This window comes from Flavobacterium plurextorum, assembly GCF_024638035.1.
Taxonomy (GTDB): Bacteria; Bacteroidota; Bacteroidia; order Flavobacteriales; family Flavobacteriaceae; genus Flavobacterium; species Flavobacterium plurextorum.
This window is the reverse complement of record NZ_CP100442.1, coordinates 57,825-84,156: the sequence shown is the minus strand read 5'-3', so window position 1 is coordinate 84,156 and position 26,332 is coordinate 57,825. Positions and strand designations below refer to the sequence as shown.

At 32.7% G+C, this 26,332-nt stretch carries 30 protein-coding genes and 2 tRNA genes; 10 read left to right on the top strand and 22 right to left on the bottom strand.

Annotated features, from left to right (window positions below):
• Nucleotides 1-81: 81 nt before the first annotated feature.
• From cobU to NLG42_RS00450, 3 genes are read right to left on the bottom strand one after another with little or no spacing between them, the layout of a single operon-like run.
• A complete protein-coding gene (gene cobU / locus NLG42_RS00460) occupies nucleotides 82-591 on the bottom strand; it encodes a bifunctional adenosylcobinamide kinase/adenosylcobinamide-phosphate guanylyltransferase (RefSeq protein ID WP_257682711.1) in 510 nt (169 codons plus the stop codon).
• Between the two features lie 35 nt (nucleotides 592-626).
• Nucleotides 627-1,013: a four helix bundle protein gene (locus NLG42_RS00455; RefSeq protein WP_257682710.1), complete on the bottom strand. Its 387-nt coding sequence runs from the start codon at nucleotides 1,011-1,013 to the stop codon at nucleotides 627-629.
• Nucleotides 1,014-1,036: 23 nt separating this feature from the next.
• Nucleotides 1,037-1,399: a DUF5522 domain-containing protein gene (locus tag NLG42_RS00450; protein WP_089057292.1), complete on the bottom strand. Its 363-nt coding sequence runs from the start codon at nucleotides 1,397-1,399 to the stop codon at nucleotides 1,037-1,039.
• A gap of 95 nt (nucleotides 1,400-1,494) precedes the next feature.
• Here NLG42_RS00450 and NLG42_RS00445 point away from each other — a divergent pair, with 95 nt between their 5' ends.
• The 3 genes from NLG42_RS00445 (at nucleotide 1,495) to NLG42_RS00435 (ending at nucleotide 4,570) form a co-directional block, all read left to right on the top strand.
• Entirely contained in the window at nucleotides 1,495-2,637 is a 1,143-nt protein-coding gene (locus NLG42_RS00445) for an ABC transporter substrate-binding protein (RefSeq protein WP_089057291.1), read from the top strand.
• 66 nt (nucleotides 2,638-2,703) lie between these two features.
• A complete protein-coding gene (locus tag NLG42_RS00440; protein ID WP_099720543.1) occupies nucleotides 2,704-3,672 on the top strand; it encodes an iron ABC transporter permease in 969 nt (322 codons plus the stop codon).
• Nucleotides 3,673-3,793: 121 nt separating this feature from the next.
• A complete protein-coding gene (locus tag NLG42_RS00435) occupies nucleotides 3,794-4,570 on the top strand; it encodes an ABC transporter ATP-binding protein (protein WP_257682709.1) in 777 nt (258 codons plus the stop codon).
• A 157-nt stretch (nucleotides 4,571-4,727) separates the two neighbouring features.
• Here the strand turns inward: NLG42_RS00435 and NLG42_RS00430 are convergent, their stop codons facing one another.
• The 8 genes from NLG42_RS00430 to NLG42_RS00395 form a co-directional block, all read right to left on the bottom strand.
• Entirely contained in the window at nucleotides 4,728-5,186 is a 459-nt protein-coding gene (locus tag NLG42_RS00430) for a tRNA (cytidine(34)-2'-O)-methyltransferase (protein WP_099720545.1), read from the bottom strand.
• Between the two features lie 22 nt (nucleotides 5,187-5,208).
• Nucleotides 5,209-5,796 carry a pseudouridine synthase gene (locus NLG42_RS00425; protein WP_089057287.1) on the bottom strand — a complete coding sequence of 196 codons (588 nt, stop codon included), beginning with the start codon at nucleotides 5,794-5,796 and terminating at the stop codon, nucleotides 5,209-5,211.
• Nucleotides 5,797-5,850: 54 nt separating this feature from the next.
• Nucleotides 5,851-6,060: a hypothetical protein gene (locus tag NLG42_RS00420; protein WP_257682708.1), complete on the bottom strand. Its 210-nt coding sequence runs from the start codon at nucleotides 6,058-6,060 to the stop codon at nucleotides 5,851-5,853.
• A 99-nt stretch (nucleotides 6,061-6,159) separates the two neighbouring features.
• A complete protein-coding gene (locus tag NLG42_RS00415; RefSeq protein ID WP_257682707.1) occupies nucleotides 6,160-6,687 on the bottom strand; it encodes a MepB family protein in 528 nt (175 codons plus the stop codon).
• Nucleotides 6,688-6,726: 39 nt separating this feature from the next.
• Nucleotides 6,727-8,337: a hypothetical protein gene (locus NLG42_RS00410; RefSeq protein WP_257682706.1), complete on the bottom strand. Its 1,611-nt coding sequence runs from the start codon at nucleotides 8,335-8,337 to the stop codon at nucleotides 6,727-6,729.
• Nucleotides 8,334-8,885 (bottom strand): RNA polymerase sigma factor, encoded by a 552-nt coding sequence (locus NLG42_RS00405; protein ID WP_089057283.1) that lies wholly within the window; start codon nucleotides 8,883-8,885, stop codon nucleotides 8,334-8,336. The genes NLG42_RS00410 and NLG42_RS00405 overlap by 4 nt, the downstream gene beginning before the upstream one ends.
• A gap of 51 nt (nucleotides 8,886-8,936) precedes the next feature.
• Nucleotides 8,937-9,335 carry a hypothetical protein gene (locus NLG42_RS00400; RefSeq protein WP_089057282.1) on the bottom strand — a complete coding sequence of 133 codons (399 nt, stop codon included), beginning with the start codon at nucleotides 9,333-9,335 and terminating at the stop codon, nucleotides 8,937-8,939.
• 10 nt (nucleotides 9,336-9,345) lie between these two features.
• A complete protein-coding gene (locus NLG42_RS00395; protein WP_257682705.1) occupies nucleotides 9,346-10,209 on the bottom strand; it encodes a protease complex subunit PrcB family protein in 864 nt (287 codons plus the stop codon).
• Nucleotides 10,210-10,412: 203 nt separating this feature from the next.
• Here NLG42_RS00395 and NLG42_RS00390 point away from each other — a divergent pair, with 203 nt between their 5' ends.
• From NLG42_RS00390 to NLG42_RS00375, 4 genes are all read left to right on the top strand, one after another.
• On the top strand, nucleotides 10,413-11,786 hold the full coding sequence (locus NLG42_RS00390) for a DNA recombination protein RmuC (protein WP_257682704.1): 1,374 nt from the start codon (nucleotides 10,413-10,415) through the stop codon (nucleotides 11,784-11,786).
• A 31-nt stretch (nucleotides 11,787-11,817) separates the two neighbouring features.
• Entirely contained in the window at nucleotides 11,818-12,366 is a 549-nt protein-coding gene (locus NLG42_RS00385) for an acyl-CoA thioesterase (protein WP_089057279.1), read from the top strand.
• Nucleotides 12,367-12,619: 253 nt separating this feature from the next.
• Nucleotides 12,620-13,015, top strand: coding sequence for a VOC family protein (locus NLG42_RS00380; RefSeq protein ID WP_099720549.1), 396 nt, complete (start codon nucleotides 12,620-12,622; stop codon nucleotides 13,013-13,015).
• A 203-nt stretch (nucleotides 13,016-13,218) separates the two neighbouring features.
• Nucleotides 13,219-13,758: a YceI family protein gene (locus NLG42_RS00375; RefSeq protein WP_257682703.1), complete on the top strand. Its 540-nt coding sequence runs from the start codon at nucleotides 13,219-13,221 to the stop codon at nucleotides 13,756-13,758.
• A 3-nt stretch (nucleotides 13,759-13,761) separates the two neighbouring features.
• Here the strand turns inward: NLG42_RS00375 and NLG42_RS00370 are convergent, their stop codons facing one another.
• Nucleotides 13,762-14,673, bottom strand: coding sequence for a TIGR01777 family oxidoreductase (locus NLG42_RS00370; RefSeq protein ID WP_089057276.1), 912 nt, complete (start codon nucleotides 14,671-14,673; stop codon nucleotides 13,762-13,764).
• Nucleotides 14,674-14,770: 97 nt separating this feature from the next.
• Between NLG42_RS00370 and NLG42_RS00365 the strand changes: the two genes are divergently transcribed.
• Nucleotides 14,771-15,433 (top strand): TetR family transcriptional regulator C-terminal domain-containing protein, encoded by a 663-nt coding sequence (locus NLG42_RS00365; protein ID WP_089057297.1) that lies wholly within the window; start codon nucleotides 14,771-14,773, stop codon nucleotides 15,431-15,433.
• Nucleotides 15,430-16,734, top strand: coding sequence for an ABC1 kinase family protein (locus NLG42_RS00360; protein ID WP_257682702.1), 1,305 nt, complete (start codon nucleotides 15,430-15,432; stop codon nucleotides 16,732-16,734). The genes NLG42_RS00365 and NLG42_RS00360 overlap by 4 nt, the downstream gene beginning before the upstream one ends.
• A 52-nt stretch (nucleotides 16,735-16,786) precedes the next feature.
• Here the strand turns inward: NLG42_RS00360 and NLG42_RS00355 are convergent, their stop codons facing one another.
• The 6 genes from NLG42_RS00355 to NLG42_RS00330 all read right to left on the bottom strand — a co-directional run bounded on the left by NLG42_RS00355 (nucleotide 16,787) and on the right by NLG42_RS00330 (nucleotide 22,575).
• On the bottom strand, nucleotides 16,787-18,082 hold the full coding sequence (locus NLG42_RS00355) for a cryptochrome/photolyase family protein (protein ID WP_257682701.1): 1,296 nt from the start codon (nucleotides 18,080-18,082) through the stop codon (nucleotides 16,787-16,789).
• Between the two features lie 38 nt (nucleotides 18,083-18,120).
• Nucleotides 18,121-18,561, bottom strand: coding sequence for a sterol desaturase family protein (locus NLG42_RS00350; protein ID WP_089057273.1), 441 nt, complete (start codon nucleotides 18,559-18,561; stop codon nucleotides 18,121-18,123).
• 98 nt (nucleotides 18,562-18,659) lie between these two features.
• Nucleotides 18,660-19,499 (bottom strand): phytoene/squalene synthase family protein, encoded by an 840-nt coding sequence (locus NLG42_RS00345; protein ID WP_257682700.1) that lies wholly within the window; start codon nucleotides 19,497-19,499, stop codon nucleotides 18,660-18,662.
• 4 nt (nucleotides 19,500-19,503) lie between these two features.
• Nucleotides 19,504-20,970 (bottom strand): phytoene desaturase family protein, encoded by a 1,467-nt coding sequence (locus NLG42_RS00340; protein ID WP_257682699.1) that lies wholly within the window; start codon nucleotides 20,968-20,970, stop codon nucleotides 19,504-19,506.
• A gap of 37 nt (nucleotides 20,971-21,007) precedes the next feature.
• Entirely contained in the window at nucleotides 21,008-21,907 is a 900-nt protein-coding gene (locus NLG42_RS00335) for a MerR family transcriptional regulator (protein WP_089057270.1), read from the bottom strand.
• A gap of 167 nt (nucleotides 21,908-22,074) precedes the next feature.
• The gene (locus tag NLG42_RS00330; protein ID WP_244281314.1) at nucleotides 22,075-22,575 is read right to left on the bottom strand and encodes a tetratricopeptide repeat protein; all 501 of its coding nucleotides are present in this window, start codon (nucleotides 22,573-22,575) and stop codon (nucleotides 22,075-22,077) included.
• A gap of 246 nt (nucleotides 22,576-22,821) precedes the next feature.
• Here NLG42_RS00330 and NLG42_RS00325 point away from each other — a divergent pair, with 246 nt between their 5' ends.
• The gene (locus tag NLG42_RS00325; RefSeq protein WP_257682698.1) at nucleotides 22,822-24,144 is read left to right on the top strand and encodes a serine hydrolase domain-containing protein; all 1,323 of its coding nucleotides are present in this window, start codon (nucleotides 22,822-22,824) and stop codon (nucleotides 24,142-24,144) included.
• 12 nt (nucleotides 24,145-24,156) lie between these two features.
• On the opposite strand, the gene NLG42_RS00320 is transcribed toward NLG42_RS00325, so the two are convergent.
• The 4 genes from NLG42_RS00320 to NLG42_RS00305 all read right to left on the bottom strand — a co-directional run bounded on the left by NLG42_RS00320 (nucleotide 24,157) and on the right by NLG42_RS00305 (nucleotide 26,318).
• Complete coding sequence (locus tag NLG42_RS00320) at nucleotides 24,157-25,101, bottom strand: DUF4421 family protein (protein ID WP_257682697.1); 945 nt, start codon at nucleotides 25,099-25,101, stop codon at nucleotides 24,157-24,159.
• 112 nt (nucleotides 25,102-25,213) lie between these two features.
• Nucleotides 25,214-25,296 (bottom strand) — tRNA-Leu (locus tag NLG42_RS00315).
• Nucleotides 25,297-25,339: 43 nt separating this feature from the next.
• Nucleotides 25,340-25,412, bottom strand: a tRNA-Lys gene (locus NLG42_RS00310).
• Between the two features lie 369 nt (nucleotides 25,413-25,781).
• Entirely contained in the window at nucleotides 25,782-26,318 is a 537-nt protein-coding gene (locus NLG42_RS00305) for a hypothetical protein (protein WP_257682696.1), read from the bottom strand.
• Nucleotides 26,319-26,332 lie beyond the last annotated feature (14 nt).

Below are 26,332 nucleotides of genomic sequence, written 5' to 3'. Positions count from 1 at the left end.
TTTGAATATATAAGTAAAGGTAGGATATAGTGTTGGAATTTGGAATTTTAATTTTGGAATTCCCTTTTTAGGATTAGAATTTTATCCTTTGATTTTTACAGGAATTCCCGAAACCATTAAAACAACTTCATCAGCTTTTGAAGCCAAAAATTGATTCATCCAGCCTTGCAGTTCAGTAAATTTTCGTCCAATTTCGGTAGAAGCATGAACGCCCATTCCAATCTCGTTTGTTACAATAATAATCGATGTATTTTTTTGTTCGGCTAACAAAAGAAATTCTTTTTTAGCTTCTTCTAAACTTAAATCGACATTGTTTTTATGGTCTACAAAAAAGTTGGTAAGCCAAAGTGTTACACAGTCAATTAGAGCAACTTTACCAGAAAAATCAATTTTACTTAAGTATTTTTCTTCTTCAATATTTGTCCATCGCTCATCACGATCCTTTTGATGACGGTCTATCCGATTTTGAAAATCAGAATCCCATTTTCTGGCCGTAGCTACATAGATCGGATTGTTTGTAAGTTGTAAAGCTAGAGATTGGGCATATCCGCTTTTTCCTGAGCGTTCGCCGCCGGTAATCAAGTAAATCATTAGTTAATTATAAAATGTTAATTATGAATTGTTAATTAGTTAGTTGTTAATTTTTGTGATTGTTTGGAGTTGATTTGATTTTTAGTGGTTTTAATAATGCTTGTTATTAATTTTAAAATTTCTATTGCATCACTAGAAATATTTTCAAACTCTTTTTCATTTAGAAAATTAGTCGATTTTAATAATTCTAACCAATAAATTGTTTCATTAGCTTCTTTTTGTGCAATTGCGAATTTATGAATGAAATCACTTTTACTTTCTGCATGTTCAGCTTCACGTACCATCGCACCAATGCTTGTTCCAGATCTTATAAGTTGTTTAGAAAGTATAAATTCCTTTTTGTCATTACTTAAATATTGATATAGTTTAACTACTCTGATTGCAAAGTCAAAAGTTTTGTTTTTTACAATATTTTCTTTCATAATTAACAATTTATAATTAACAATTAATAAGGGCAATGTCGACAGTCATTTCCACAACAACTTCCTCTTTTGAGATGAAACCAAGTCTTGAAAACATAATTGCCATCTTCGATATAATAATCGATACCTTCAATTAGGTTTTCTGTTTTAGGCAGGGTTGCAGCTTTATTTTTAAGTGCTCTTTCAGGAGTCAGTGTTTCAATGTAAGCGTCGATTTTATCTTCGCATGCTTCTTTAAAACAAACTGGACATAGACAATCGCCTCCTTCAGAAAGATTGAAAATAGGCGGAAAATCATTGCACCAGCATTTGTTTTCAACCGAAATATCTCCACAGCTGAATTGAGTTTCACAGCTTGAGCAAACTTTTGTTTTTGTGGTATTCATAGTGTAAAGATACAGTTTGTTGAATTTTGTAGGAATAAAAATAAACAAAAAAAATAGAAAATGGTTTACCTTTGTTCCTATCCAAAACGTAAAACATGAAATATTTATTCCCTAAGTTAATTTTTATTTTCTCTTTTTTTATCCTTACAGGATGTAAGAAGTCTGAAACAGTTGAGGTTGCAAAATCTGAAAGTGCAAAAAATAGTATTGAGTTTGCTTCAGGGCTTTCGATCATTAAATATGATGGATATTCAGTTGTTACGGTTATGGAACCGTGGCCTAATGCCAATAAAAATTTCAAATACATTTTAAAAGAAAAAGATGCAAAGGTTCCGGATAGTTTGGAAACTTACACAACTATAAAAGTGCCTTTAGAGTCAATTGTGGTTACGTCAACTACTAATGTACCATTTTTAGAAATGCTTGAGGTCGAAAATAAACTGGTTGGTTTTCCACACACAGATTATGTTTCATCAGAAAAAACAAGAGCTTTAATTGATAAAGGTTCGGTAAAAAATGTAGGTCAAAATGAAAAATTAAATATTGAACAGTTAATCGAATTAGCACCAAATTTGATCGTAACGTTTGGAGTAGACAACAATAATCCGATGTTGGATAATTTAAAGAAAAGCGGTCTAAATGTTTTTATTCAAGCGGATTGGATGGAACAGTCTCCACTTGGAAAAGCAGAATGGATTAAGTTGTACGGAGCTTTGTTTGGTAAAGAAGAAAAAGCCAAAGAATTGTTTGATAAAATTGTGGAAAGCTATAATCAAGCTAAAAAATTGGTGGCAGATAAACCTGCATCTTCAACAGTTTTGTATGGTTCGATGTACGAAGATGTTTGGTATGTTGCCAAAGGAAACAGCTGGGTTGCTCAGTTTATGAAAGATGCTCACGCCAATTATTTATGGTCAGATTTAAAAGGAACTGGAAGTGAAGGTTTGTCATTTGAAAAGATATTAGTAAAAGCTAAAACAGCTGATTTTTGGATCGCTTCAGGATCTTTTAAAAGCTTAGATGAAATAGCGAAAACAAATCCGCATTACAGTCAGTTTGATGCTTTTAAAAATAAAAATGTGTATACATTCGAAGGCAAATTTGGAGCAACAGGCGGAACTGTTTATTATGAATTAGCGCCGAGTCGTCCAGATTTAGTCTTAAAAGATTATATAAAAATTTTCCATCCTGATTTGTTGCCAAGTTATGAGTTTACTTTTGCATCTAAATTAAACTAAGATCAATTGATAAAAAAAACGCGAAATATAACTCTGTTTTCCATACTTGGATTGGTACTTTTGTTTATGTTTTTCCTAGACATTAGTTTAGGATCTGTTACAATTCCATTCAAAGAAGTGTGCAGCAGTTTAACAGGAGGACAGGCAAGTAAATCAACTTGGGAATATATTATTATTAATTACCGTCTGCCAAAAGCAATTACAGCTATTTTGGTTGGAGTAGGGTTGTCTATAAGCGGTTTGCTGATGCAGACATTGTTTAGAAATCCGTTGGCAGGTCCTGATGTATTAGGACTGAGTTCTGGAGCTATTTTGGCAGTTGCTATTGTAATTTTAGGTGCAGGAATATTACCGTCTTTTTTAAGCTCAGTTTTATTATCTCCATATGGAATTGTATTGGCATCTACTTTAGGTAGTATTTCTGTTTTGCTTTTAGTTTTACTGGTTGCGCAAAGATTGCGAAATACGATGGCAATTTTAATTGTTGGACTTATGTTTGCCAGTTTTACAAGTGCCATTGTTGGAGTTTTAACCTATTTTAGTTCAGCTGAACAATTGCAGAAGTTTACCTTTTGGTCTTTAGGAAGTCTGGGAAATCTTTCTTGGACATCGATTGTTATTCTGGCGGTTTGTATAGGTTTTGGTTTACTTTTAAGTGCAGGCAGTATCAAGCCTTTAAATGCATTGCTTTTAGGCGAAAATTATGCTAAAAGTATGGGTTTGAATTATAAGAGAGCACGATTAGTAATTATTTTGGCAACAAGTATTTTAGCTGGAAGTGTTACTGCCTTTGCAGGACCTATTGCCTTTATAGGTTTGGCTGTTCCGCATATTGCGAAGCTGACGTTTCAAACGAGTAATCATACTGTTTTATATTGGAGTACGTTTTTCTTTGGCGGCATAATTATGCTGTTCTGCGATATGGCGTCACAGATGCCGGGTTTAGAGGTAACATTGCCAATTAATGCAATTACATCAATTATTGGCGCGCCGGTTGTAATTTGGCTGTTAATGCGAAAAAGAAACTTTCAGTAAATTGTATTAGCCACAGATTATATAGATAAAAAGGATTATCTCATGTTATTAAATAAATTAATCTTGAGACAAGGAAAAACTTAGATACTTAGAACCTTATCAACTCAGAACCTTAAAATAGATGAAATCAATTTTAAAAACTTCAAATTTAAATATTGGATATAAAACCAAGAAAGCAACTGTGACTATTGCTGAAAATTTAAATTTGAATTTAACTTCTGGGAAACTCGTTTCGTTGATTGGTGCTAACGGAATTGGGAAATCGACTTTGCTGCGAACTATTACAGGAATTCAGAAGCCTTTGTCAGGAACTGTTTTTTTGAATGATAAAAATATCAATACCTATAAGCCGTTAGATTTGGCTCAGAATCTAAGTTTGGTTTTAACCGAAAAACTGCCGCCAAGTAATCTCACTGTTTTTGAGTTGGTGGCATTAGGCCGTCAGCCCTATACCAATTGGGTTGATTCTTTAACTGAAACAGATATTGAAAAGGTTCAGGAAGCAATGGCGCTGACACAAATAGAACATTTGGCTCAAAAAAAGCATTTTGAAATTAGCGATGGTCAATTGCAAAAGGTTTTAATCGCCAGAGCTTTGGCACAAGATACGCCGCTGATTATTTTAGATGAACCTACAACACATCTTGATTTACTGCACAAAGTTTCTTTATTTAAATTGCTGAAAAAACTAACACAGGAAACTCAAAAATGCATTTTATTCTCTACTCACGATATTGATTTAGCAATTCAATTAAGTGACGAAATGATTATCATGACCCCAGAAAGTGTTGTTCAAGATGAACCTTGTAATTTAATTTCAAACGGAAATTTTGCCACTTTGTTCAAGGATGAACATATTGTTTTTGATGCCGAAAAAGGGAAATTTGTGATTACTTAGAAGTTTTTTCAGGAGCTAATCCTGCTGTTCACTATATCTTTTGTGGCGTCCCGAGGCTTCGGGGCCGCCACAAAAGGATGCCGTTTCCATCAGGGCTAGCGCATCCGTTTTCATAAGAACTTTGATTATCCGATTAAACACCTTAACAAATAAGCGATTAAACTTTTTTAGCTCCAATCTGTCTCTTCGCTTCACCAACCACAAAAGCAACAGAATTTGCAATGTTAAAGCTGCGAATTAGTTTTGACATTGGAATCGTTAAATGATTCTCAAAACGAGCCAAAACTTCTTTGCTTAATCCAACGCTTTCTTTGCCAAAAACTAACCAATCTCCATCTTGAAAATCTGTTTCTAAATATGATTTTTCAGCATGAGAGCTCATCAAAAAAACACGTGATTGATCTGGAATCTGCTTGATCCACTCCTCTATATTTTGGTATTCCGTAACGTCAAGATGAACCCAATAATCCAAACCAGAACGTTTTAGATTTTTATCGTTTATCACAAATCCGAACGGATGAATTAAGTGCAGTCGGCTTTCAGTTCCTACGCACAATCTTCCAATGTTTCCAGTATTATTTGGTATTTCTGGTTCTACAAGAACTACGTTTAGCATTATCGTTTATTTGTTTGTTCGGTTAATCGTTAATTTGAGAATTATCTAATTTAAAATCAGAAACCTCAAGGACTTCTCCAGCTTTTAAGTTTTGCAAATATACATTTCCTATTCTTACGCGAACTAAACGTAAAGTAGGAAATCCAACAGCGGCAGTCATTTTTCTAACTTGACGAAATTTTCCTTCATTCACGGTAATTGATGCCCACGAAGTTGGTCCGTGGCGTTCGTCTCGGATTTTTTTTGCTCGAGGTCCAAAATCAGGAATTTCAGTTACAATAAAAGCTGAGCAGGGTTTTGTTTTGTATTTTCCACCTTCAAAACCTATTTCTACACCTTTCTGTAATTGTTCGATTGCTTCAGGTGTAATAATGCCGTCTACCTGAACATAATATTCTTTGTCGACTTTTTTACTTCTGATTTGCTCACTTACCTTTCCGTCAGTTGTGAGTAATAATAAACCTTCAGAGTCTTCATCAAGTCTTCCAATTGCCATAGTTCCTTCTGGAAAGTCATGCAGTTCGCCTAAAAGTTTTTTCTTTCTTTTCAATTCATATATAAATTGACTTAAATAACCATAAGGCTTAAAAAGAATGAAGTGTCGATGCATGTTTTATTTTTTTGCAAAGATAGCTTTGTTTTTACAAGTAATTCGAGTTTGTGCTTACTCCTTATTCCTGTTTTTCATTTTGCTCAGCCATAAATAAACAGACCAAATTACTGTAATGCCAAATAAGAGAATTAAAGGAGTGTAGTAATTCCTGAAAAAATCATGAAAATAAGTGCCTATTAAAATGTAAGCCGAAGCAATGCAAAGTTTCAAGACAATAAAGTCGGCATTTGACCAGCAGGTTTTGATTTTGAAAAAGTTCATTTCGTTTCTTTTAAATTGATAGTTTAGAAACAGCATTTTATTGCCGATTGTCTAAAGTTATAAAAAAAGACATTAAGAACTTGGAAACCAGATTGCGTCTTATAATGCAAAAAGCTTTTTAAAAGTACCTAAATCAGTATTCGGGTTTATTTCGTAGAAATAATTCAATTGCCATTGCTGTGTTTTCTGTGCTTGTTTACTAGTTGTTTCATCCCAAGGCGGGTAAACCCTAGTGGCCCTTATTCCTTCTTTAGTTTCAGTCGTGAAAATTCCTTTTTTAAGCAGAACATCTTTAGGGAAAACAAATTGTCCAAGAAGATTTCCTTTTTGAACACTTACAATTACAAAAGCAATAGAATCAGAATAATCAAAAGGTTCAATTATACCTGATTTATTACGCTTCCATAAAGTTACAAACTGACCAGTTTTGGTCGGGGTAATTTTAGCCGATCTAAATTTAATAGGCTGATTATCGATTTTAAAATCTAAAGCTTCATAATCTTGACTTTCGGTTTCTGGCTGTAGTTCAGAACATGTAAATCCGCAGAGATCATAAATTAATTCTTTGGCAATTTTTAAGTTTTTAGGAAGAAAAACAGAATCTTCCAGCTTCTTATTTAAAGGCATTAATTTCTTTTTTTGTGAAATTACAATAAATTACAACAATTAAAAAGAAACATTAAGTCCGAAATTCAATCCCCATTGAAACTGATTGAAAGACTGGCTGTTTAACGGATTTACATAATAATTTACTGCAGGCTCAACAAAAACATTTGTTTTTTTGTAAACACGATATTGTATCGTACTGCTCAAAGTAGAACCGTATACATAATCGTTTGCATTTACATTTTCTCCTATAGAACTTCCGTCGATAGAAACACTATTTGAAATTAATTTACCAACAAATCCGCCAGTATTTAAATTAATACTTGCTTTGTTTTTACTAAAAACAGAATAAGAAACTTCTAACGGCATTTCGACATAACGAAGATTTTGATCTAAGTTACCAGTTTGTATATTTTCACTTTTCATGGCCTCTTTTGTACTGTTAGAAACAAGTACATAATTTGCATCACTTGCAATATAAGGTGCTGATACATTTTGAGCAAAATAATCGCTTGCACTAAAAAACGCATTGTTTTTAGCACTTAAGTAAGAAACATTAGCAACACTCTGACCAAGTTCGTTAATTTTAACTCCAGAAGCAACCGCCCATTTTTTATTGATCTTATATTGCGTTTTTACTCCGTATGAATTACTTTGTTTAGAGTCGTTTACGTTTCCTAAAGTTTTATTGTTTTTATAGTTTTCAGAGCTTCCTACGCCTGCAAAAAGCTGAAGTGCCCATTTGTCTTGTTTTGAAAGTGTTTTGTCCTCTTTTTCTTTTTTACTTTCAGTTGCAGCAATGCCTTTTTCTAAATTTTGAAGTTCTCTAAGTTGTATAGAATCTTTTTTAGTCAAGCTGTTTGTGATATTTGAATTGTTGTTTTTCAAATTGTCATTTTTAGCGCTTGCAATCGATCTGTTTTCTTGAATCGCTTTATCTGTTTTTTGTTGGTAAGCACTTGAGTTTACAGCATTACTAGAAAGACTCACAACTGTTTTTCTTTGCGTTTTTGAAGTTGACTTTTCTTCAAAAATAGAACTTGCAAGAGCGTTATTTAAACCTGTGTTGAATTGATTTTTTTTACCAGAAGTAAAAGTTTTTTCAGCAAGAACTTTATCTGCTTTTCTTTTTTCTATATCTGATATTTGATTTTTTGAAGCTGAGTTAAAGCCGTTTGCTTTTGCAGGAACATAATTCTGCTGAACCGCAACATTGTTTAACGCATTTTTTGAGGCATTTGTTTTTGATGCAGCCTCATTCTTATCGTATTTAGATTGTGAATTTGCTCCCGTATTTACGGTTTCCTGATTTTGGTTTGATTGATTATGTTCGTTTTCTGATGATGAAATTTGATTGTTAATTGTTTTGTTCTCTGTACCGTTTTCTTTGCCGTTAGTGTTTTTATTATCTTTTGGCTCAAGTACAACTTTATTGTTTTCTAAAGCATCATTATTTATAGTTTTGATTCCTGAGTTAGAAGTAAAATTCAGAACAGAAGGGAGCAATAAGCCTAATAATAAGCATGCTGCCGCCGACCACCAAAGAATTACTTTTTTCTTCTTTTTAGGTTTATCAAGTTTTTCTTCAATTTGTCCCCACAATTCAGGAGGCGGAACACTAGAGAAGTCTTCCATTGATGAAAAAATATCTTCTATATCCTGCTTTTTCATGCTATTTTAAAATTTTTTATGCTCAGTATTCTTTTTTGCAAAATGTGCTTTGCCCGGTTTAAATTTGATTTTGATGTACCTTCAGAAATATTTAGTAATTCGGCAATTTCTCGGTGTTTTAGTTTCTCAAAGACATAGAGATTAAAAACCGTTCGGTATTGGTCTGGTAAATCTCTAATATATTCCAGCAGTTTCTCTTGTTCTATTGGTTGAATGTCTAAATCCTCTTCTTCGACAAAATCGGTATCAGGATCAAAAACATCTAGAAAGAAACTCTCTTTTTTCTTTTTGTTTAAAGTCTCGATCAGCTTATTGATAAATATTCGTTTCAGCCAGCCTTCGAAACTTCCTTCAAATTTATATTGACTCATTTTTTGAAAAACAATGACAAATGCTTCCTGAAAAACATCTTTTGCGTCATCTTCATTTTTCATATATTTAAGACATATACCATATAAAACAGGAGAGAACAACTGATAAATTTTCAGTTGTGCCTCTCTGTCATTTTTGATGCATTTCTTAATATATTTTTCTAAATCGTCTTTCAAAAAAGTGGTATTGTTTGGTTTTGCAAAAATAGTTTTTAAAAGCTTATAAAACTATCTTTTAAAGATAGATCGGGAAGCATCTTTGTTATTGCTTACAATGGTTAGGTTTTGATTGTCAAGCTTTTCTATGATATATGTCTTGCCTTCAAAAGTAATAAGATCATGCTCAGCCGAATCAAAATAGCCAATACCTTTTTCTATTTGATAGGTGCTGTTTCTAATCTCTACATTGTTCTTATACGTTATCACTCTGCCATTTGAAGTGAAAACTACTTTTTTTGCAAACCCAATTGTTTTAGGTGTCGCTGTATAAGGATTATCTGCTCCTCCAATTGACTTTTCCCATATCCAGGCATTCACTATAGAACTTGTGTTTGCTACCGTTGATTCTAAAGAATAGGCCGAAGAGAAAATGCACAATACAGCTAAAAATAGAAAATGTTTTTTCATAGGAGTGAAATTAGTTCAAACTGATGATCTTTTGGCGAACAGCTTTTTTAAACAATATTATTTCAGTGTTTTGATCTGGAGTATCATTGTTATCAATATAAACTGTTGTAGTAACAGCTCCTTGAGTTAACTGAAAATAGATTCCGCCTTTATCAGCTGGATCTGGAGTTCCGTATGTTTTTGTTCCCCCTTTTAATGCCAGGATTTCTGCAGGAACATTCTTTAAGAATAAAGTATATTCATCTTTTTTAGTTTTTGCAGAGTATTTGTACTGCTCAAAATCATATTTTTCAGCTTTAACATCTAAGAATTTCAAAATATTAAAATCGTTTATTTGAAAGAAAGAGTTAGAACTTGTAATACCATAATCTCCAATAATAACATTGTCAGAGCTTTCGTTTGTTCTGTTAAATAAAATTGTTTTTGATGTTTTTGGAATCAATATAAAGTCTGATGGATAAGTTGGAGTCTGTGTAAGAGTTTCACCAGCCAAAGGACTTTTCTCATAAAAATTAATAATAATCTGACAGTTGTTTTCTACAATCGTAGTTATTTTTATGTCGTAACCGCTCGTAGGTTTTGCTCCAGCAAAAATTCCTATCAAAAAGTTTTTTGTAAAATCAATATCAAGATTAGTAGCAGCTGGACATGTGTTTTCGTGCTTAGTGAAGTAAGTTTCTAGTTTTTCTTGAGAGTTAAAAGCAAGAGCAGTAGGATTATTAGGTAAATTTTTTACACTGTATGTACATAAAAGAGGGAATCCTGTAAAAGGAAGTTCGCCAATAGGTCCGCAATCAACAGTTAAATCTTCATTTCCTAATGAGCAAGCACTCAGTCCAAAAGCTACAAATAAGCTCAGCATTATTTTTTTCATGATAAAATTTAAATAGGTTATATTCTCATAGATGGTTGTGTTTAAAAATGGTTGCGTCTTTTTTTTATTTTTTTTTATCTACTAGATAGAAATTAGTTTCAAATTGTTTTTTAATTTGGGAATAAATACTAATTCGTGAAATTTTAATTTAATAACCACAGTACTACGTATTATTGCGTACTTTTACTTAAAAAAACTTAGACATGTTTGATTTTCTTCCGTATTTATTGGCTTTTGTTATTGCTTTATTTCTAGGTATATACTTAGGTAAAGTACTGTCTTCGGCTAAATTTCAGTCAGAAAAAGTTGGTTTAGAAGAAAGACTGAATGCAAATACAAACCAGCTGCAAGTACAAAAGGAACAGCAGGAAAATGAAAAACTTACTTTTCAAAAACAACTTCAATTAAGTAATCAGGAAAAGGAAAGTATCCGAACCGAAAAAGACAGCCTTGCGATTCAACTTTCTAAAAAAGAAGTTGATTTTGAGAATTTATGGGAACGTCATAAAGAGCAAAAAACCGAAATAACGGAGCTTCAGGATAAATTTACAAAGGAGTTTGAGAACTTAGCAAATAAGATTCTCGAAGAAAAATCGGTTAAATTCACAGAACAGAATAATGTGAATATGAAAAATATTTTGCTGCCGCTGCAAGATAAAATTCAAGGCTTTGAGAAAAAGGTAGAACAAACCCATAAAGAAAGTATTGATTATCATGCCGCACTTCGTCAACAGATTATTGGTTTAAGCGAAATGAACGCTCAAATGAGCAAAGAAACTCTAAATCTTACTAAAGCTTTGAAAGGTGATAGTAAAATGCAGGGAAATTGGGGCGAATTGGTTTTAGAACGTGTGTTGGAAAAATCAGGTTTAGAAAAAGGCCGTGAGTATGAAGTACAGCAAAGTTTTGTAACCAGTGAAGGGAATCGTGTTTTTCCTGATGTTGTAATAAATCTGCCAGATGGTAAAAAAATGATTGTCGATTCTAAAGTGTCTTTATCAGCTTATGAAAAATATACAAATGAAGAATCAGATATTCTTAAAAACGAATATTTAAAAGAACATTTAAATTCTATTAAAAGACACGTTGAACAGCTTGGAAATAAAAATTATCATGAACTGTATCAAATCGAAAGTCCCGATTTTGTATTGCTTTTTATTCCGATAGAACCTGCTTTTGCGATTGCCTTAAATGAAGATTCAACATTATACAATAAAGCTTTTGACAAAAACATTGTAATTGTTACTCCAACGACACTTTTAGCAACACTTCGTACTATTGACAGTATGTGGACAAATCAAAAACAACAGGAAAATGCGTTTGAAATCGCGAGACAAGCAGGAGCATTGTATGATAAATTTGAAGGTTTTGTAACTGATTTAGTTCGAATTGGAAATAAAATTAAAGATACAAAAACCGAGTATGAAAGTGCCATGAATAAACTAGTTGACGGCAAAGGAAATTTGATTTCGAGTGTTGAAAGACTTAAAAAAATGGGCGCTAAAGCGAAAAAATCACTTCCAGACAATATTGTAGCGAGAGCTTCAAATACGGATGAAAGTGAGTTACTAAATTAAAACTAACCAATAACTAAGACAAACATAAAACATGACTGCAGATTTTAAACCCGTTTCTTCATCAAAAATTAGTATTTCAGAATTAATGCTTCCATCACATACCAATTTCAGCGGTAAAATTCATGGAGGATATATTTTGCAATTACTAGATCAAATTGCTTTTGCGGCCGCATCAAAGTTCTGCGGTAATTATTGTGTAACAGCTTCTGTTGATACTGTAAATTTTTTAAAACCAATTGAGGTTGGTGAACTTGTTACAATGAAAGCTTCAGTAAATTATGTTGGACGAAGTTCAATGGTTGTTGGCATTCGTGTTGAGGCAGAACATATTCAAACTGGGGTTATAAAACATTGCAACTCTTCGTATTTTACAATGGTAGCCAAAGATAAAGACGGAAAAAGTGTTCAGGTTCCTGGACTTATTTTGTCCAATTTAGAGGAAGTTCGACGTTTTAGAAAAGCGATTAAACATATCGAAGTGAAGAAGGAGATTGAAGAACATGAAAAAGTTACTACGGTAAGTTCTATCGAAGATTTGGCTAGTTTAGAAAAGTATAATGTACTTTTAGAAATTAGTTAATCTGCCTTGAGAAATTGATTTAAACATATAGTCCCGATAGTTATAGGGATAAACTCGGACTTCTTAAAAAGGCGTTTCACATAATTAAAAAACACAGAGAATACTTATGTGAAAGAAAGGTGTTTCTTTTTGTATTCTTTTTTAAGTATAAAATCTATGTTTTTATGTGTTTTAAAAAAAATGATTAGTACGAGAACGAAAGAGACGAAGTAATTATGTCTAACGGATTTAAATAATATTAAAATAAGAGAAAATGGTAAAGTTTGGTTATACAATTTTATATGTAGAAAATGTAGAAAAAGCAATCTCGTTTTATGAAAACGCGTTTGGCTTTTCGAGAAAATTTGTAAGCCCAGAGAATGATTACGGAGAATTGTTTACGGGAGAAACTACAATTTCATTTGCTTCAAAAAAATTGGCAGTTCAAAATTTAAAAGAAGGTTTTATCGAGAGCGATTTAAATAATAAACCTTTTGCTTTTGAACTTGGTTTTATTACAGATAATGTTGCTGAATTGGTACAGAAAGCAATTTCTTTTGGAGCCGTTTTAGAAACAAGTCCAAAGGAAAAACCATGGGGACAAGTTGTAGCTTATGTACGAGATTTAGATGGTTTTCTACTTGAAATTTGTACACCAGTCGAAATGTAATGTACATTTTAGAAGAAAAAAATATTCACAAATATTTAGCATTAGTTCCAGAACCATACGACGGAAAATTTCGTAACTTTAAAATAGAAAGTTAGTTGCGATTTTTTCACGGAGTACTGCCATTCATTTTTTTAACTTACCGTAAGTTTGTTTTTCTTTATTTTAAAAAATGAAATGACATAATTGTTTAATTGCTGACGATTATGAAAAGAACTACATTATTATTTTTACTTTTTACCGCATTTTCGATTACAGCTCAGGAAAAATTTAAAACCACTTCGGCGATTATAAATTTTGAAGCTTCAGTTCCATTCTTCGAAGAGGTAAAAGCGGTAAATAAGCTCGGAACTATTGTTCTTGAACCTCAAACAAGTACTTTAATTTGTACTGTAATAATAAAAGATTTTCGTTTTAAAATGGATTTAATGGAAGAACATTTTAACGACAATTATATCGAAAGTCATCGTTATCCTAAAGCTTATTTTAAAGGCAAAATACAAAAATTTGACATCACCGAAATTGATGAAACATCAAGAGAATACGATGTCAAGGGGAAATTATATATTCATGGGAAATCGAAAATGATTACGGTAAAAGCTTTGTTGAAAAGAGTTCCGGATGGTATTCAGATTGTTTCCACTTTTCCAATATCTATTTCTGACTTTAATATTGAAATTCCTTATGTTGTGGCCAATAAAATTTCAAAAACGGTTCAGACAGATTTAAGCGGAATAATGAAGTAATGTTTAATTTGTAGTGCTGATAAGTGCTTTTTCTAAATCAGTAAATTGAAATTCAAATCCAGTTTTTTGTATTTTTTCAGATGACACCCTTTGCCCTTTTAAAATAGCTTCGCTCATTTTTCCTAAACTTATTTTAAGAATAAAAGATGGAATTTTAGGAAGCCATATTGCATATCCGTATAATGCAGCTAATATTTTAGAGAATCTCAAGTTTGTAGTATTATCAGTAACAGCAGCATTGTACGGGCCATGCATATGTTCGTCTAGCAGAGCTTTTAAGTAAATCTCACATAAATCGTCAATATGAATCCATGGTAAATATTGTTTTCCTGTTCCTATAACGGCACCAAAGCCAGATTTAAAAGTAGGGCCGAGTTTTTTTAAAAAACCTTCATCTTTACCTAATACAATTCCAGTTCTAATTTTTACGGTTCTAATACCTAAAGCCTCCAGTTTGTTTGATGCATTTTCCCATTTCTGACAAATAGTACCTAAAAAGTCATTTGCGGGCTCAGTTGTTTCAGTGCAAATTTTATGACTTGTAACAGCGCCATAAATTCCAATTGCCGAAGCCGAAACGAAAGCATTTAGTTTTTTATCGTTTTTTTCTAAAATAGAAAATATCAAATCAATTGGTTTAACCCTGCTTTCTAGAAGTTTTCTTTTTCTTCGTCGTGTCCATCTTTTTTCAACAATTCCTTCGCCGGCAAGATGAATAATGTAGTCCGCATTTAAAACAGCATTTTCATCAATATAATTGCTGTTTAAATTCCATTTATAGTAAGTGATTTCAGGAGTGTTTTCTTTGTCGGTACGGCTTAAAACAGACACAGTAAAGCCAGCTTCAATTAGAGCATTTGTCAAATGCCTGCCAATGAATCCGCTTCCACCTGTTATTAGAACATTTTCAACCATGATAGTTTATAATATATTTAACAGCGCATTCTGTTTAGGGACATGTAAAGGTACTTAAACAATGCTTACCTTTAAGGCAAATTCTAAATTTAATGAAATGGCGACTAAAAAAAAGACTATCACAAAAGAGGATATCGTTTCAAAATACATGAATGAAGTTTTAGAAAAAGGAACAAAACCAAAATCAGTTTATCATTTTACTAAAGAAAATGATTTTACCGAAGCTGAATTTTATTCTTTTTTTGGAACGTTAGAAGGTTTAGAAAAGGAAATATTCCGACTGTTTTTTGAGAATACAGTCGACTTACTGCATAAAAATGGAGACTACCTTGAATATGACATGAAAAATAAAATGTTGAGTTTCTATTTTACCTTTTTCGAAATTTTAACCGCAAATAGAAGTTATGTGCTGCAAGTGCTTAAAATGGATAAAAACCCGCTCAAAAATTTAGTACAGCTTACTTTGCTTAGAGATAATTTTAGAAATTATGTTTCCGAAATTTTAACTGATGATTATAGACTTGAACAAGAAAAACTGCAAAAATTTCAAGAAAAAGCTATTCAGGAATCTGCTTGGCTGCAATTAATGCTCACCATAAAATTCTGGATGGAAGATGAATCTGCTGCTTTTGAGAAAACAGATATTTTTATCGAAAAATCAGTTAATGCATCATTTGAGTTGATGAATGTTGCGCCAATGAATCATTTGATCGATTTTGGGAAATTTCTATTCAAAGAAAAAATATACAGCAAACAATGAAAACGATCGATTATATTCCAACCTCGAAAATAGAAAGAGCCGGAAAATTGGTTCAAACGGGAGCAAAAATTGGTGTAAACTATGTTAAGCATTATGCCGAAAAAATGGTTAATCCTGATTTAACTCGAGACAAGCTGAATGAGAATAATGCCGAAGATATTTATGACGGATTAAAAAGCTTAAAAGGCAGTGCGCTCAAAGTAGCTCAAATGTTAAGCATGGACAAGAATTTTTTGCCTCAAGCTTACGTAGAGAAATTTTCATTATCACAATTTTCAGTTCCGCCGCTTTCAGCACCATTAGTTTTAAAAACATTCAAAAGTAATTTTGGCAAAACGCCTTACGAGATTTTTGATGAATTCAATGCAAATTCTGTAAATGCAGCAAGTATTGGTCAAGTGCATTTGGCAAAAAAGAATGGTAAAAAGCTGGCAGTTAAAATTCAATATCCAGGAGTAGCTAATAGTATTTCTTCAGATCTGGCTTTGGTTAAACCTATTGCTATTAGAATGTTTAATCTACAGGGAAAAGATTCAGATAAATATTTTAAAGAAGTTGAAGATAAACTTATCGAAGAAACCAACTATTTATTAGAATTAAAGCAAAGTCAAGAAGTTGTAAAAGCCTGCAGTAAAATCGAAAATATTATTTTTCCTAATTACTATCCAGAGTTCTCGTCAGAGAAAATTATCACGATGGATTGGATGACGGGAATTCATCTTTCAGAATTTACCGCAAAAAATAAAGATCAGAAAGTAGGTGATGAACTAGGACAGGCGCTTTGGGATTTTTATATGTACCAAATTCATGTTTTAAGAAAAGTACACGCAGATCCACATCCTGGAAACTTTTTGGTTGATGATCAAAATCAGTTAATTGCATTAGATTTTGGTTGTATGAAACAAATTCCTGATGATTTTTATACGCCGTATTTTGAATTGATTAATAAAAATGTAATTACAGATAAAACTTTGTTTAATGAAAAATTGTTCGAGTTAGAAATTCTTCGCAAAGACGATACGCCAGCCGAAATTGAATATTTTACTGAGATGTTTCATGATTTGCTGTCGCTTTTTACAAGACCTTTTCAAAATGAAACTTTCGATTTTTCTGATGAAACGTTTTTTGACAGCATTGCAAAATTAGGAGAGCGTTTCTCGAATGATACAAGTCTCAAAAAAATGAACGGGAACAGAGGTTCTAAACACTTTATTTATATGAACCGTACTTTCTTTGGTTTGTATAATTTAATGTTTGATTTGAAAGCAAAGATTGTTGTTGAAAATTATTTGAAGTATTAAGTTTTGTTTCAGGTTTCAAGTTACGTAACCTGAAACCTGAAACCAAGACAAACTATTTTAAAATTCCAGCTTTATAAGTTGCAATCGCTCGATCTCTTGCAAAGGCATGATCGATCATTGGTTCATTATAACCAAAATCAAATTCTGGAATCCACTTGCGGATGTATTCTCCTTTTGTATCAAATTTCTTTTGCTGAATTTCAGGATTGAATACTCTAAAATAAGGCGCGGCATCACAGCCGGTTCCAGCTGCCCATTGCCAGTTTCCTACGTTTGAAGCTAATTCGAAATCTAAAAGTTTTTCGGCAAAATAAGCTTCTCCCCACTGCCAGTTGATCAACAAATGTTTGCATAAAAAACTCGCAACAACCATTCGAACACGATTGTGCATATATCCTGTTTCGTTTAGTTGCCGCATTCCTGCATCGACCATTGGGTAACCCGTTGTTCCAGAACACCAGCGCTTAAAGTCGTCTTCGTTATTGCGCCATTGAATTCCGTCGTAAGCCGATTTGAAATTGTTGTTTACACAATTGGGAAAGCTAAACAGAATTTGAATAAAGAATTCTCGCCAGATTAATTCGCTTAAGAAAGTTTGATTCTTTCTATTTGCCCAATTCACTAATTTACGAATACTTACTGTACCAAATCGTAAATGCGGCGAAAGGTAAGAAGTGCTGTCTAGAGCAGGAAAATCTCTAGTTTCTTTGTAATTGGCAATTTGAGTTAAGTTATGTGGAAGTACTTTTATAGGACTTCGGTCAAAACCAATTTCAGATAATTCTGGAAATGTAAATTGACTTTTTACAAAATTAGATTGAAATAAACTGGAATCATATTCAATCGCAGCTCCTGAAAAATGATATTTTTCGAGCCATTTATTTTTATAAGGTGTGTAAATGGTATACGGAAGCCCGTCAGATTTTGTGATTTCTTTCTCTTCAAAAATCACATGATCTTTATATGAAAAACACTCTATATTGCTTTCTTTCAATAAAGAGCAAATGGCAATATCACGTTTGATCGCAAACGGCTCATAATCTTTATTAAAGAAAAGGTTTTGAATATCAAATTCTTCTAAAAGTGATTTCCAAACTTCGATCGTTTTACCTTTTTTGATCAATAGTGAAGAACCTAAAGTATTTAATTCTGAATTTATTTTTTGAAGTGAATCATAAATAAAGCTTACTCTGGCATCATTTGCAGGAAGATTTTCCAATATATCATCATCAAAAATAAATAATGGAACAACAGGAAAGTTTGATTGTAAAGCATGAAACAAACCTGTATTGTCTTCCAGACGTAAATCTCGTCTGAACCAGAAAAAAGAAACTTTTTGTTTTGTCATTGTTTTGAGAATCTATTTTTTGACGCTTTAAAAGGATTTTACATTTTGTAATATTTAAACGGAACAAACAACATTCCGAAGCATTCTCCTTTTTCTTTATTTAAGTGTTTATGGTGTATTTTATGAGCCTTTCGTAATCCGATGAGGTATTTGTTTTTGGTGTTTTTAAACCATTTGAAACGCTGATGTATTAGAACATCGTGAATTAAAAAATAACAAGCTCCGTAAAGTGTTACACCGCAGGCAATGAAAAACAAATAATTGAAACCGCCCTGAACGCCAAAATAAAATAATAGAATACTTGGTATTGCAAATAGAACAAAGAAAATGTCATTGCGCTCAAAAGGATGCTCGTATTTGGGCTGATGATGATCTGCATGAAAATACCACATGAAACCGTGCATTACATATTTATGAGTAAGCCATGTCACGCATTCCATGAATAAAAAAACGCCTAAAAAGATTAAAAAGGAAACCATTTTTTGTGTTTTGAATTTGTTCTAATAATTGTTTGATTTTATCATTTACTTGTTCTTGTCAATTTCTCCTTTCGGTAGAAATGACAAACGGAACGAAATTATACTAGTTTCAGTTTATATGTTACAAATGACTGCGCCAAAAGTCCTGCTTTTGTATAATTAGAAACACGAATCCTTGAGTTTCCAATTTCGTGATAAGGTGTGTTTTTTAATTTAGTAAGCAGTTTTTTGTAATAAACATAAGCAGTGTAAACCCCAAATTTTGCTTCAATTGGCAATTTTACAATTCCTTGATAAGCAATATTAAAATCGTCTTCTATTTCGTTGATAATTTGCGTTTTTGCAGCTTCAGTAAAATTATTCAAATTGATGCCGGGAAAATAAGTTCTGTTTAAAATCAAATTATCATCTTTTAAATCTCTAAGGAAATTTACCTTCTGAAAAGCTGATCCTAATCGCATTGCTTCATTTTTAAGCTGTTCGTATTTTGTTTTATTTCCTTTTGTAAAAACCTTTAGGCACATTAAGCCGACAACATCGGCAGAACCATAAATATAATCGGCATATTCATTTTGTGTATTGTAATTTGATTTTGTGAGATCTTGCTTCATGCTTTTTAAGAATGCCTGAATTAAATCATCGGTAATATTATATTCTTTTACGGTATGTTGAAAAGAGTTTAGAATTGGGTTAAGGCTTATTCCGAGATTTACAGCTTTATAGTATTCTTTTTCAAAATCGTCAATAAGACTTTCTTTTTCATAATCATGAAAAGAATCGACAATTTCATCGGCAAAACGAACAAAGCCATAAATGCTGTATATCGCATCACGAATACTTGGCGAGAGCATTTTTACAGCTATCGAAAAAGAAGAGCTGTAGTTTTTAGTAACCAGTTTACTGCACTTGAAAGAAACGTCGTCGAAGGGTGATTTCATTTTTTTACGATCTAAAAGATTTTTGAATTAATTCAGCTGCTAGTTTTCCTGATATTAAAGCAGGCGGAACTCCTGGACCAGGAACTGTTAATTGTCCTGTGAAATATAAATTTTTGACTTTTTTGCTTTTCAATTTTGGGCGCAGGAAAGCCGTTTGTAATAATGTATTGGCCATTCCGTAAGCATTTCCTTTGAATGCATTATAATCTGCAATAAAATCATTTTTACAGAATGATCTTTTAAATATAATGTTATTTCTGATTTCTTGCTGTGTAAGGTTTTCAAAACGACTGATTATTTTTTCGAAATATTCTTCTCTTAACGCTTCACTGTCTTCAATTCCGGGTGCAAGCGGAATTAAGAAAAAACCGCTTTCCATTCCGTCTGGAGCTGCAGTGTGATCTGTTTTAGAAGGGAAATTGGCATAGAATAAAGGTGCTTCAGGCCATTTTGGATTGTCGTAAATAGCAATTGCATGATTATCGAAATCAACATCAAAAAATAAAGCATGATGTGAGATGTTTTCTATTTTTTTATTAAAACCAACAAAAAACAGGAGCGAAGACGGGGCGAAAATTCGGTTTTCCCAATACGTATCAGAATAAACACGATGGTGCTTTTCGAGCAAAGTTTCAGTATGCTGATAATCGGCACCGCTCAATACAACATCAGATTTTATAAAATCTCCGTTGATGACAATTCCTGTTGCAGTTTTGTTTTCAACAATTATTTTCTCAACAATAGTGTTTGTTTTAATTACTACGCCAAGTTCTAGAGCAAGACTTTCGAGACTTTGAACTACATCAAACATTCCCGTTTTTGGATGCCAAGTTCCAAGACCAAAATCAGCATAATTCATAAAATTATAGAAAGAAGGCGTTTTAGTTGGTTTTGCTCCAAGAAATAAAACGGGAAATTCTAAAATCTGAATTAGTCTCTCGTTTTGAAATTCTTTACGAATGTCAATACTTATAGAACCAAAGAACTGATTAAGTTTTAAAGCTGTTTTGGCAGTAATTAGTTCAAGCGGAGAAACTCCTGGACGGTAAACCAAATCTTTTATGGCAATGTCATAATTGCTTTTGGCTTGGTTTATAAAGTTTTCTAGTTTTTTTGCACTGCCTTTTTCAATATTTTCGAAGGCGTTTTTTATTTCTTCTAAATTATCGCAAATGCTGATAAAATCATTAACTCCAAAATAAACCCGATAAGCAGGATTTAGTTTTATGAGCTCATAATAATCCGATGGTTTTTTATCAAAATCCTGAAAAAAACGTTCAAAAACATCTGGCATCCAATACCAGCTTGGTCCCATATCGAAAGTAAAACCATCTTTTTTAAACTGTCGTGCCCGCCCGCCAATAGAGTGGTTTTTTTCGTATACAGTAACTTGATTTCCCTGCTGAGCCAAGTAACATGAAGCAGCCAAGGAAGAAAATCCTGATCCTATGATTGTTATTGTTTTCTTCATTTGTTTAACAAATGTACAGAAAAGTTAAACAATAAAATTAAATTCTTTCAATTGTTTCTTGCATCGAATCAAAAATTTGAATTCTTTCGGGTAAAACTTTTCTATCAATATATTCAATCATATTGCCTATCAGCCATATTTCGTTATTTTTCAGCAATAGTTTTTGCCCCATCGATTTTACATATTGATTGATAACGCTGCGGTCTGGCTGAATGGTCATCATCGAGACAAAAGTGATATTTTCAAAATGCTTCGTTAAATCCTGCAGATTTTCAATAGGCATACTTTCTCCAAGATATATGGTTTTGTATCCTTTTAATAAAATTTCATATTGAAGATAGAGTAATCCTATACTGTGCACTTCATTTAAAGGCAGTGAAAGCACAAAGATTCTATCTGTTCTAGTTGGTTTTTGAATTTGAAGACTTTCTGTGTAAATCAATATTTTTTGCTTGATCAAATGACTCATAAAATGTTCATTTGCCGGCGTGATGGTTTCTGACTGCCACAATAATCCTAGTTCTTTCAACAAAGGAAGAAAATGTTCTTTGAAAACTTCTTTAAACGTTTTTTCGGCAATAAGCCAATCGAAAGTATTGAAGAATAATTCTTGGTCAAAATTCATCATTGCCATTTTAAAAGAGGTTATGGCAAAGTTTTGAGAATTTTTCTTCGATATAATTTCGCGTACTAATTCTGGTATCCTTTCTTCAGGATAAGTTGCAATTTTAGAAATTTTATAACCATACTCATGCAGTAAGGTTATGTTTAATAGTTTTTGCAGATTCTGCAGATTGTAAAATCTTATATTAGTGTCTGTACGCATTGGTTCTAGAATATTATATCTCTTTTCCCAAATACGAATCGTATGCGCTTTTATTCCAGATAAATTCTCTAGATCTTTAATACTGAAAACAGTTTTTATGTTGTTTACCATTTTTTACAATTAGATAAACAAAAATAGAAGAAAATCTTAGAGAATCTCTTAGTAGAGAGTGAAAATCATAGATTATTAGTGCTTTACGTCTATTTTTGTCTAAACAAAAAAGCAATCTGTAAAAAAATATTTACAGATTGCTTTTTTTGCTTTTCAAAGCTTGTTTTTTATTTACAAAATGTGGCTTTATTTTTTACAGCACTTTGACTTCCAAGTTCTATGGCTTTTGAAAAATCTTTACAGGCATTTTTTTTGTCGTCAATTTTATTATAAGCCAAACCTCGCAGATTGTACGCGATATAATCTTTTGGGTTTAAACCAAGAGATGAGGTGCAGTCTTCAATAGTGCCCTTAAAGTTCATTAACTTGTAGTTTACGTTTGCTCTGCCGGTAAAAGCATCGGCGTTCATGCTGTCAAGTTCAATTGTTTGGGTAAAATCGGCCAAGGCTCCTTTTAGGTCATTAAGTTTGAGTTTTGCTACGCCTCGGTTTTGGTATGCTTCAGCAAATTTCGAATTCAGGCTGATTGCTTTAGTGTAGTCAGCGATTGCGCCTTTTGTGTTGCCGGCTTCGGCTTTTTTCATGGCTTTGTCAAAATAACTGGTTGCCGATTGTGCCGATAATGAGCAGGTAATCATAATAAAGAATAATACTAGCAGGTTTTTCATAAACTAATTTGGGATTAGTGGTTAATTATTTTGAAACGAATTTAAGAAAGTTTTGTTTTGTAAGAGAAGTTCTTTCTGTGAAATAACTATTATTTTTCTTTTTTAACAGAAGTATTATAATGTACACAGTAACGTGTTTGAAATTAAGTTCTTAACTTAGCGTAAATTCTTATAATTATTATTACTAAGAATTCGTTATCTTCTCGAATTAAGTCTTTTAGTGTTCATTTCTATAAATTAAATAATATGAAATCACTTCATTTTTGTTCTCGGTTATTGTTTTTCGTGTTGATGTTTTTATGTGTAACTATTTCTACAGCTCAGGAAAAGACGAAATATTTAGATGCGCTGCAAAGTGATCCTGCAAGAATGGGATGGATGATTGGTTCGCCGCCGCCCGCTGATCGTATTCCTCGATTTGATGATGGGAGTTTTTTTCAGTTTCCGGCTCTTCGATGGAGTGTTGCGCACATGCGTCAGTTTATGCCGACTGTAAATGTTTCTCGCGGATTAGGAGCTTCAATTCCTATACTAACAAATTTTAACAGAGATATTGATAAAGTGAAGTTTGTTCCTCTTGGAGAAACTAAGTCGATGACGTGGGAAGAGTCGCTTGAAAAGGTTTATGCGGATGGAGTGATTGTTATGCATCATGGAAAAATTGTCTATGAAAAGTATTTTGGTGCTTTAACGATTGACGGACAGCATGCGGCAATGTCGGTTACCAAATCGTTTACGGGAACTCTTGGAATTATATTGGCAAAAGAGGGTTTGATAGATACTGAGAAAACGGTTTCTTATTACGTTCCAGAGCTTAAAAATTCTGCTTTTGGAGATGCAACTGTAAGGCAGGTTATGGATATGACAACGGCGCTGCAGTTTAGTGAAGACTACGCAGATCCTAATGCAGAAATTTGGAAATTCTCTGCGGCAGGGAATCCACTCCCAAAGCCTAAAGATTATGACGGACCGAGAACTTATTATGAATATTTGCCAACAGTTAAGAAGAAAGGTAATCACGGAGATGCTTTTGGATATAAAACGGTTAATTCAGATGTTTTGGGTTGGATTATAGCCAGAGTTACAGGTAAATCTGTACCTGAAGTTTTGTCTGAAAGGATATGGAAGAAAATTGGAGCTGAGCAAGACGGATATTTTTCGGTAGATGCAATAGGAACGCCTTTTTCGGGTGGTGGTTTTAATCTTGGTTTGCGAGATATGGCTCGCTTTGGGCAGTTGATTTTAAATGATGGTAAAGTAGGGCAGGAGCAGATTATTCCTAAAGCTGCTATTGATGATATTAGAAAAGGCGGTGATAAAAAAGCATTTGAAAAAGCCGGATATTCACTCTTGAAAGGTTGGAGTTATAGAAACATGTGGTGGATAACTAATAATGATCACGGCGCATTTTGTGCTCGCGGCGTGCATGGACAGGTAATTTACGTTGATCCAAAAGCTGATATGGTTATTGTGCGTTTTGCATCAAATCCTGTAGCGGGAAATACAGCAAACGACCCGTATTCTCTGCCTGCTTATGATGCTGTTGCAAAATATCTTCTAACGAAGTAAAAAAGGAATGCTTTATTCTGATTTTTTCTTACTGAAGAAAGGATTCGAATCTAATCTCCAGATGTATCCAATTTGGAAATTTCCTGAAGATAAGCCAATGTTACTGTTGTTATTGTCTGAGAAAGAAGAAAAGATAAAATTATTGACGTATGATAAGCCAAGCGACCATTTCTCTTTGTTGTAACCAACGGATATTCGTGGGAAAAATGTAGGGTAGATTTCTATTTTTTGTTTGCCAAAATCATTTATTCTTTCGGTGCCAAAATTAACTCCCGTTGTTGCTGAGCCGCTGGCGAACCATCTTTTATTGATTGCCCAAGTATAGGAATAACCGCCGCTGAATCCAAATTGAAAATTACGCAGTGAGTTTTTTGATTTGTGTACAAAGGAACTGTCTGAGTTTATTTTTGAAAAGTAAACTCCTCCACCCACTAAAAAGCTTCCTGCAGATTTTAATTGTTTTTCATTTTGATTAAAAGCTGCTTTATAAGAGAATTTTTTGTTATTAAAAACATATTGTCCAAAAGCACCATATTGCTGAATTTTTAAATCTGGATACAGTTGTATGTTTTTATCTGAGTTGTCTGAAGTGTAAAAGCCATGATATTTTTGAACAAAAAGATCAATTATGAATTTTCTTCCGTAATTGTGAATTTGAAAGTCTAGTGCTTTTGTTCTTCCTTTTTTGTCATCTTTCATAAAATTTAATCCGTAACCATAACTCAAATTGATTATTGTGTTGTTTATAGAAACTCCTGCGCCTAAACTCATAGGACTGTTAGGCATGAATTTTTTAATCTCACCGTCTACTTCTTGTTCCATTGATATAAACTTCATGGATAAATAAGTTCTCACAGAAAGTTTGTTGTCAAATGGTTTAATATAGGTGGTGTCAATCTGTGCTACGCAGAAATACGGGAATGCTAAAAGAAATAAAAAAGAAAAGTATGCTTTCATTAAGTTGTAAAACGAATTATAATTATTCTTAGTACGTATGGAAAAGACTAATTAGGAAAAATACAAAGCATAAAAAAAGGAAAAACATAAAATATACTTTTCCTTTTTTTAGTGACCATGGAGGGATTTGAACCCTCACGCCCTTACGAGCACCACCCCCTCAAGATGGCGAGTCTACCGTTTCTCCACATGGCCTAAAATGAAAAAAGGTCGAGTAAATTAATACTCGACCTTTTTGTGACCCGACTGGGGCTCGAACCCAGGACCCCATCATTAAAAGTGATGTGCTCTACCAACTGAGCTATCGAGTCATTGCATTCCCTGAACGCGGGTGCAAATATAGAAAGTTATTTTTGATCTCACAATATCTTTTTCAAGTAAATTTAATAAAAAATTAAAGTAGTGGTTTTTATGAAAAAAAAACTAAATTTTATTTTAACGTATCTTGCTTTGCCTGAGATACTACGGTACAGAATTCGAATTCTTCGTAGGTTTTCGATCTGAATTATTTGTTTTTTTTTAAGTATGCTTTCCTGTGTTAGTGTGTGCAATAATAGTGATGCCGTCTCCTTTTCTTTGTAAAAAGGTGTTTTTATTTATGAATAGAGAATTAATGATGACTCAAAATAAAAGTTGCTAAACATTGTTGTTTTGTTGCTTTGTTTGCATCTCAATACTTTTTAGTTTGTAAAATATTTAGATTTAATATCCTGTTGCTCAAAAATTAATGTTTTTATGTAATTGGAATCTAGATAATACTCAATCCAGAGCATATCTCCAATTTGGATTTTTTCGTAGTATTTTTTCTTTACTGAGATATTTTTGTGTTTTTCTTCGATTTCAGAATAGATTGTTATTTCGTAAGAATCTGTATCGTTTGCTTCATGCCCTTTTGTAGTGATAATTTCTTTTTCTAAAACTATAATATTTCCTTCTACTTTTTTCTGTAGTAACAAATTCTGCTGCTCTTTTGTAGTGTCGATTATTGCTTTAATGGTTATGTAGATCCAGAAGCCAAAAATAATTATAACAGCTAAAATGGGAGTTGCTTTGTCGCTAATTTCTTCATTTGTAATAATCATATAAATACAAACACCTGGGAACACAATCGTGAATAAGGAGAAAATGATCCATGTTAAATACCCTTTTTTAAGTTGTCTTTTTAGGAACTTAATATCCTCGTCATTAAGAGTTGTGTTTTTTAAAGTTTGCTGCATACGCTTATTATATT

Excerpts from the sequence above, each read along its gene's own strand:
- cobU (WP_257682711.1), bottom strand. The coding sequence starts at position 591 with ATGATTTACTTGATTACCGGCGGCGAACGCTCAGGAAAAAGCGGATAT.
- NLG42_RS00455 (WP_257682710.1), bottom strand. The coding sequence starts at position 1,013 with ATGAAAGAAAATATTGTAAAAAACAAAACTTTTGACTTTGCAATCAGA.
- NLG42_RS00450 (WP_089057292.1), bottom strand. The coding sequence starts at position 1,399 with ATGAATACCACAAAAACAAAAGTTTGCTCAAGCTGTGAAACTCAATTC.
- NLG42_RS00445 (WP_089057291.1), top strand. The coding sequence starts at position 1,495 with ATGAAATATTTATTCCCTAAGTTAATTTTTATTTTCTCTTTTTTTATC.
- NLG42_RS00440 (WP_099720543.1), top strand. The coding sequence starts at position 2,704 with ATGTTTTTCCTAGACATTAGTTTAGGATCTGTTACAATTCCATTCAAA.
- NLG42_RS00435 (WP_257682709.1), top strand. The coding sequence starts at position 3,794 with ATGAAATCAATTTTAAAAACTTCAAATTTAAATATTGGATATAAAACC.
- NLG42_RS00430 (WP_099720545.1), bottom strand. The coding sequence starts at position 5,186 with ATGCTAAACGTAGTTCTTGTAGAACCAGAAATACCAAATAATACTGGA.
- NLG42_RS00425 (WP_089057287.1), bottom strand. The coding sequence starts at position 5,796 with ATGCATCGACACTTCATTCTTTTTAAGCCTTATGGTTATTTAAGTCAA.
- NLG42_RS00420 (WP_257682708.1), bottom strand. The coding sequence starts at position 6,060 with ATGAACTTTTTCAAAATCAAAACCTGCTGGTCAAATGCCGACTTTATT.
- NLG42_RS00415 (WP_257682707.1), bottom strand. The coding sequence starts at position 6,687 with ATGCCTTTAAATAAGAAGCTGGAAGATTCTGTTTTTCTTCCTAAAAAC.
- NLG42_RS00410 (WP_257682706.1), bottom strand. The coding sequence starts at position 8,337 with ATGAAAAAGCAGGATATAGAAGATATTTTTTCATCAATGGAAGACTTC.
- NLG42_RS00400 (WP_089057282.1), bottom strand. The coding sequence starts at position 9,335 with ATGAAAAAACATTTTCTATTTTTAGCTGTATTGTGCATTTTCTCTTCG.
- NLG42_RS00395 (WP_257682705.1), bottom strand. The coding sequence starts at position 10,209 with ATGAAAAAAATAATGCTGAGCTTATTTGTAGCTTTTGGACTGAGTGCT.
- NLG42_RS00390 (WP_257682704.1), top strand. The coding sequence starts at position 10,413 with ATGTTTGATTTTCTTCCGTATTTATTGGCTTTTGTTATTGCTTTATTT.
- NLG42_RS00385 (WP_089057279.1), top strand. The coding sequence starts at position 11,818 with ATGACTGCAGATTTTAAACCCGTTTCTTCATCAAAAATTAGTATTTCA.
- NLG42_RS00380 (WP_099720549.1), top strand. The coding sequence starts at position 12,620 with ATGGTAAAGTTTGGTTATACAATTTTATATGTAGAAAATGTAGAAAAA.
- NLG42_RS00375 (WP_257682703.1), top strand. The coding sequence starts at position 13,219 with ATGAAAAGAACTACATTATTATTTTTACTTTTTACCGCATTTTCGATT.
- NLG42_RS00370 (WP_089057276.1), bottom strand. The coding sequence starts at position 14,673 with ATGGTTGAAAATGTTCTAATAACAGGTGGAAGCGGATTCATTGGCAGG.
- NLG42_RS00365 (WP_089057297.1), top strand. The coding sequence starts at position 14,771 with ATGGCGACTAAAAAAAAGACTATCACAAAAGAGGATATCGTTTCAAAA.
- NLG42_RS00360 (WP_257682702.1), top strand. The coding sequence starts at position 15,430 with ATGAAAACGATCGATTATATTCCAACCTCGAAAATAGAAAGAGCCGGA.
- NLG42_RS00355 (WP_257682701.1), bottom strand. The coding sequence starts at position 18,082 with ATGACAAAACAAAAAGTTTCTTTTTTCTGGTTCAGACGAGATTTACGT.
- NLG42_RS00350 (WP_089057273.1), bottom strand. The coding sequence starts at position 18,561 with ATGGTTTCCTTTTTAATCTTTTTAGGCGTTTTTTTATTCATGGAATGC.
- NLG42_RS00345 (WP_257682700.1), bottom strand. The coding sequence starts at position 19,499 with ATGAAATCACCCTTCGACGACGTTTCTTTCAAGTGCAGTAAACTGGTT.
- NLG42_RS00340 (WP_257682699.1), bottom strand. The coding sequence starts at position 20,970 with ATGAAGAAAACAATAACAATCATAGGATCAGGATTTTCTTCCTTGGCT.
- NLG42_RS00335 (WP_089057270.1), bottom strand. The coding sequence starts at position 21,907 with ATGGTAAACAACATAAAAACTGTTTTCAGTATTAAAGATCTAGAGAAT.
- NLG42_RS00330 (WP_244281314.1), bottom strand. The coding sequence starts at position 22,575 with ATGAAAAACCTGCTAGTATTATTCTTTATTATGATTACCTGCTCATTA.
- NLG42_RS00325 (WP_257682698.1), top strand. The coding sequence starts at position 22,822 with ATGAAATCACTTCATTTTTGTTCTCGGTTATTGTTTTTCGTGTTGATG.
- NLG42_RS00320 (WP_257682697.1), bottom strand. The coding sequence starts at position 25,101 with ATGAAAGCATACTTTTCTTTTTTATTTCTTTTAGCATTCCCGTATTTC.
- NLG42_RS00305 (WP_257682696.1), bottom strand. The coding sequence starts at position 26,318 with ATGCAGCAAACTTTAAAAAACACAACTCTTAATGACGAGGATATTAAG.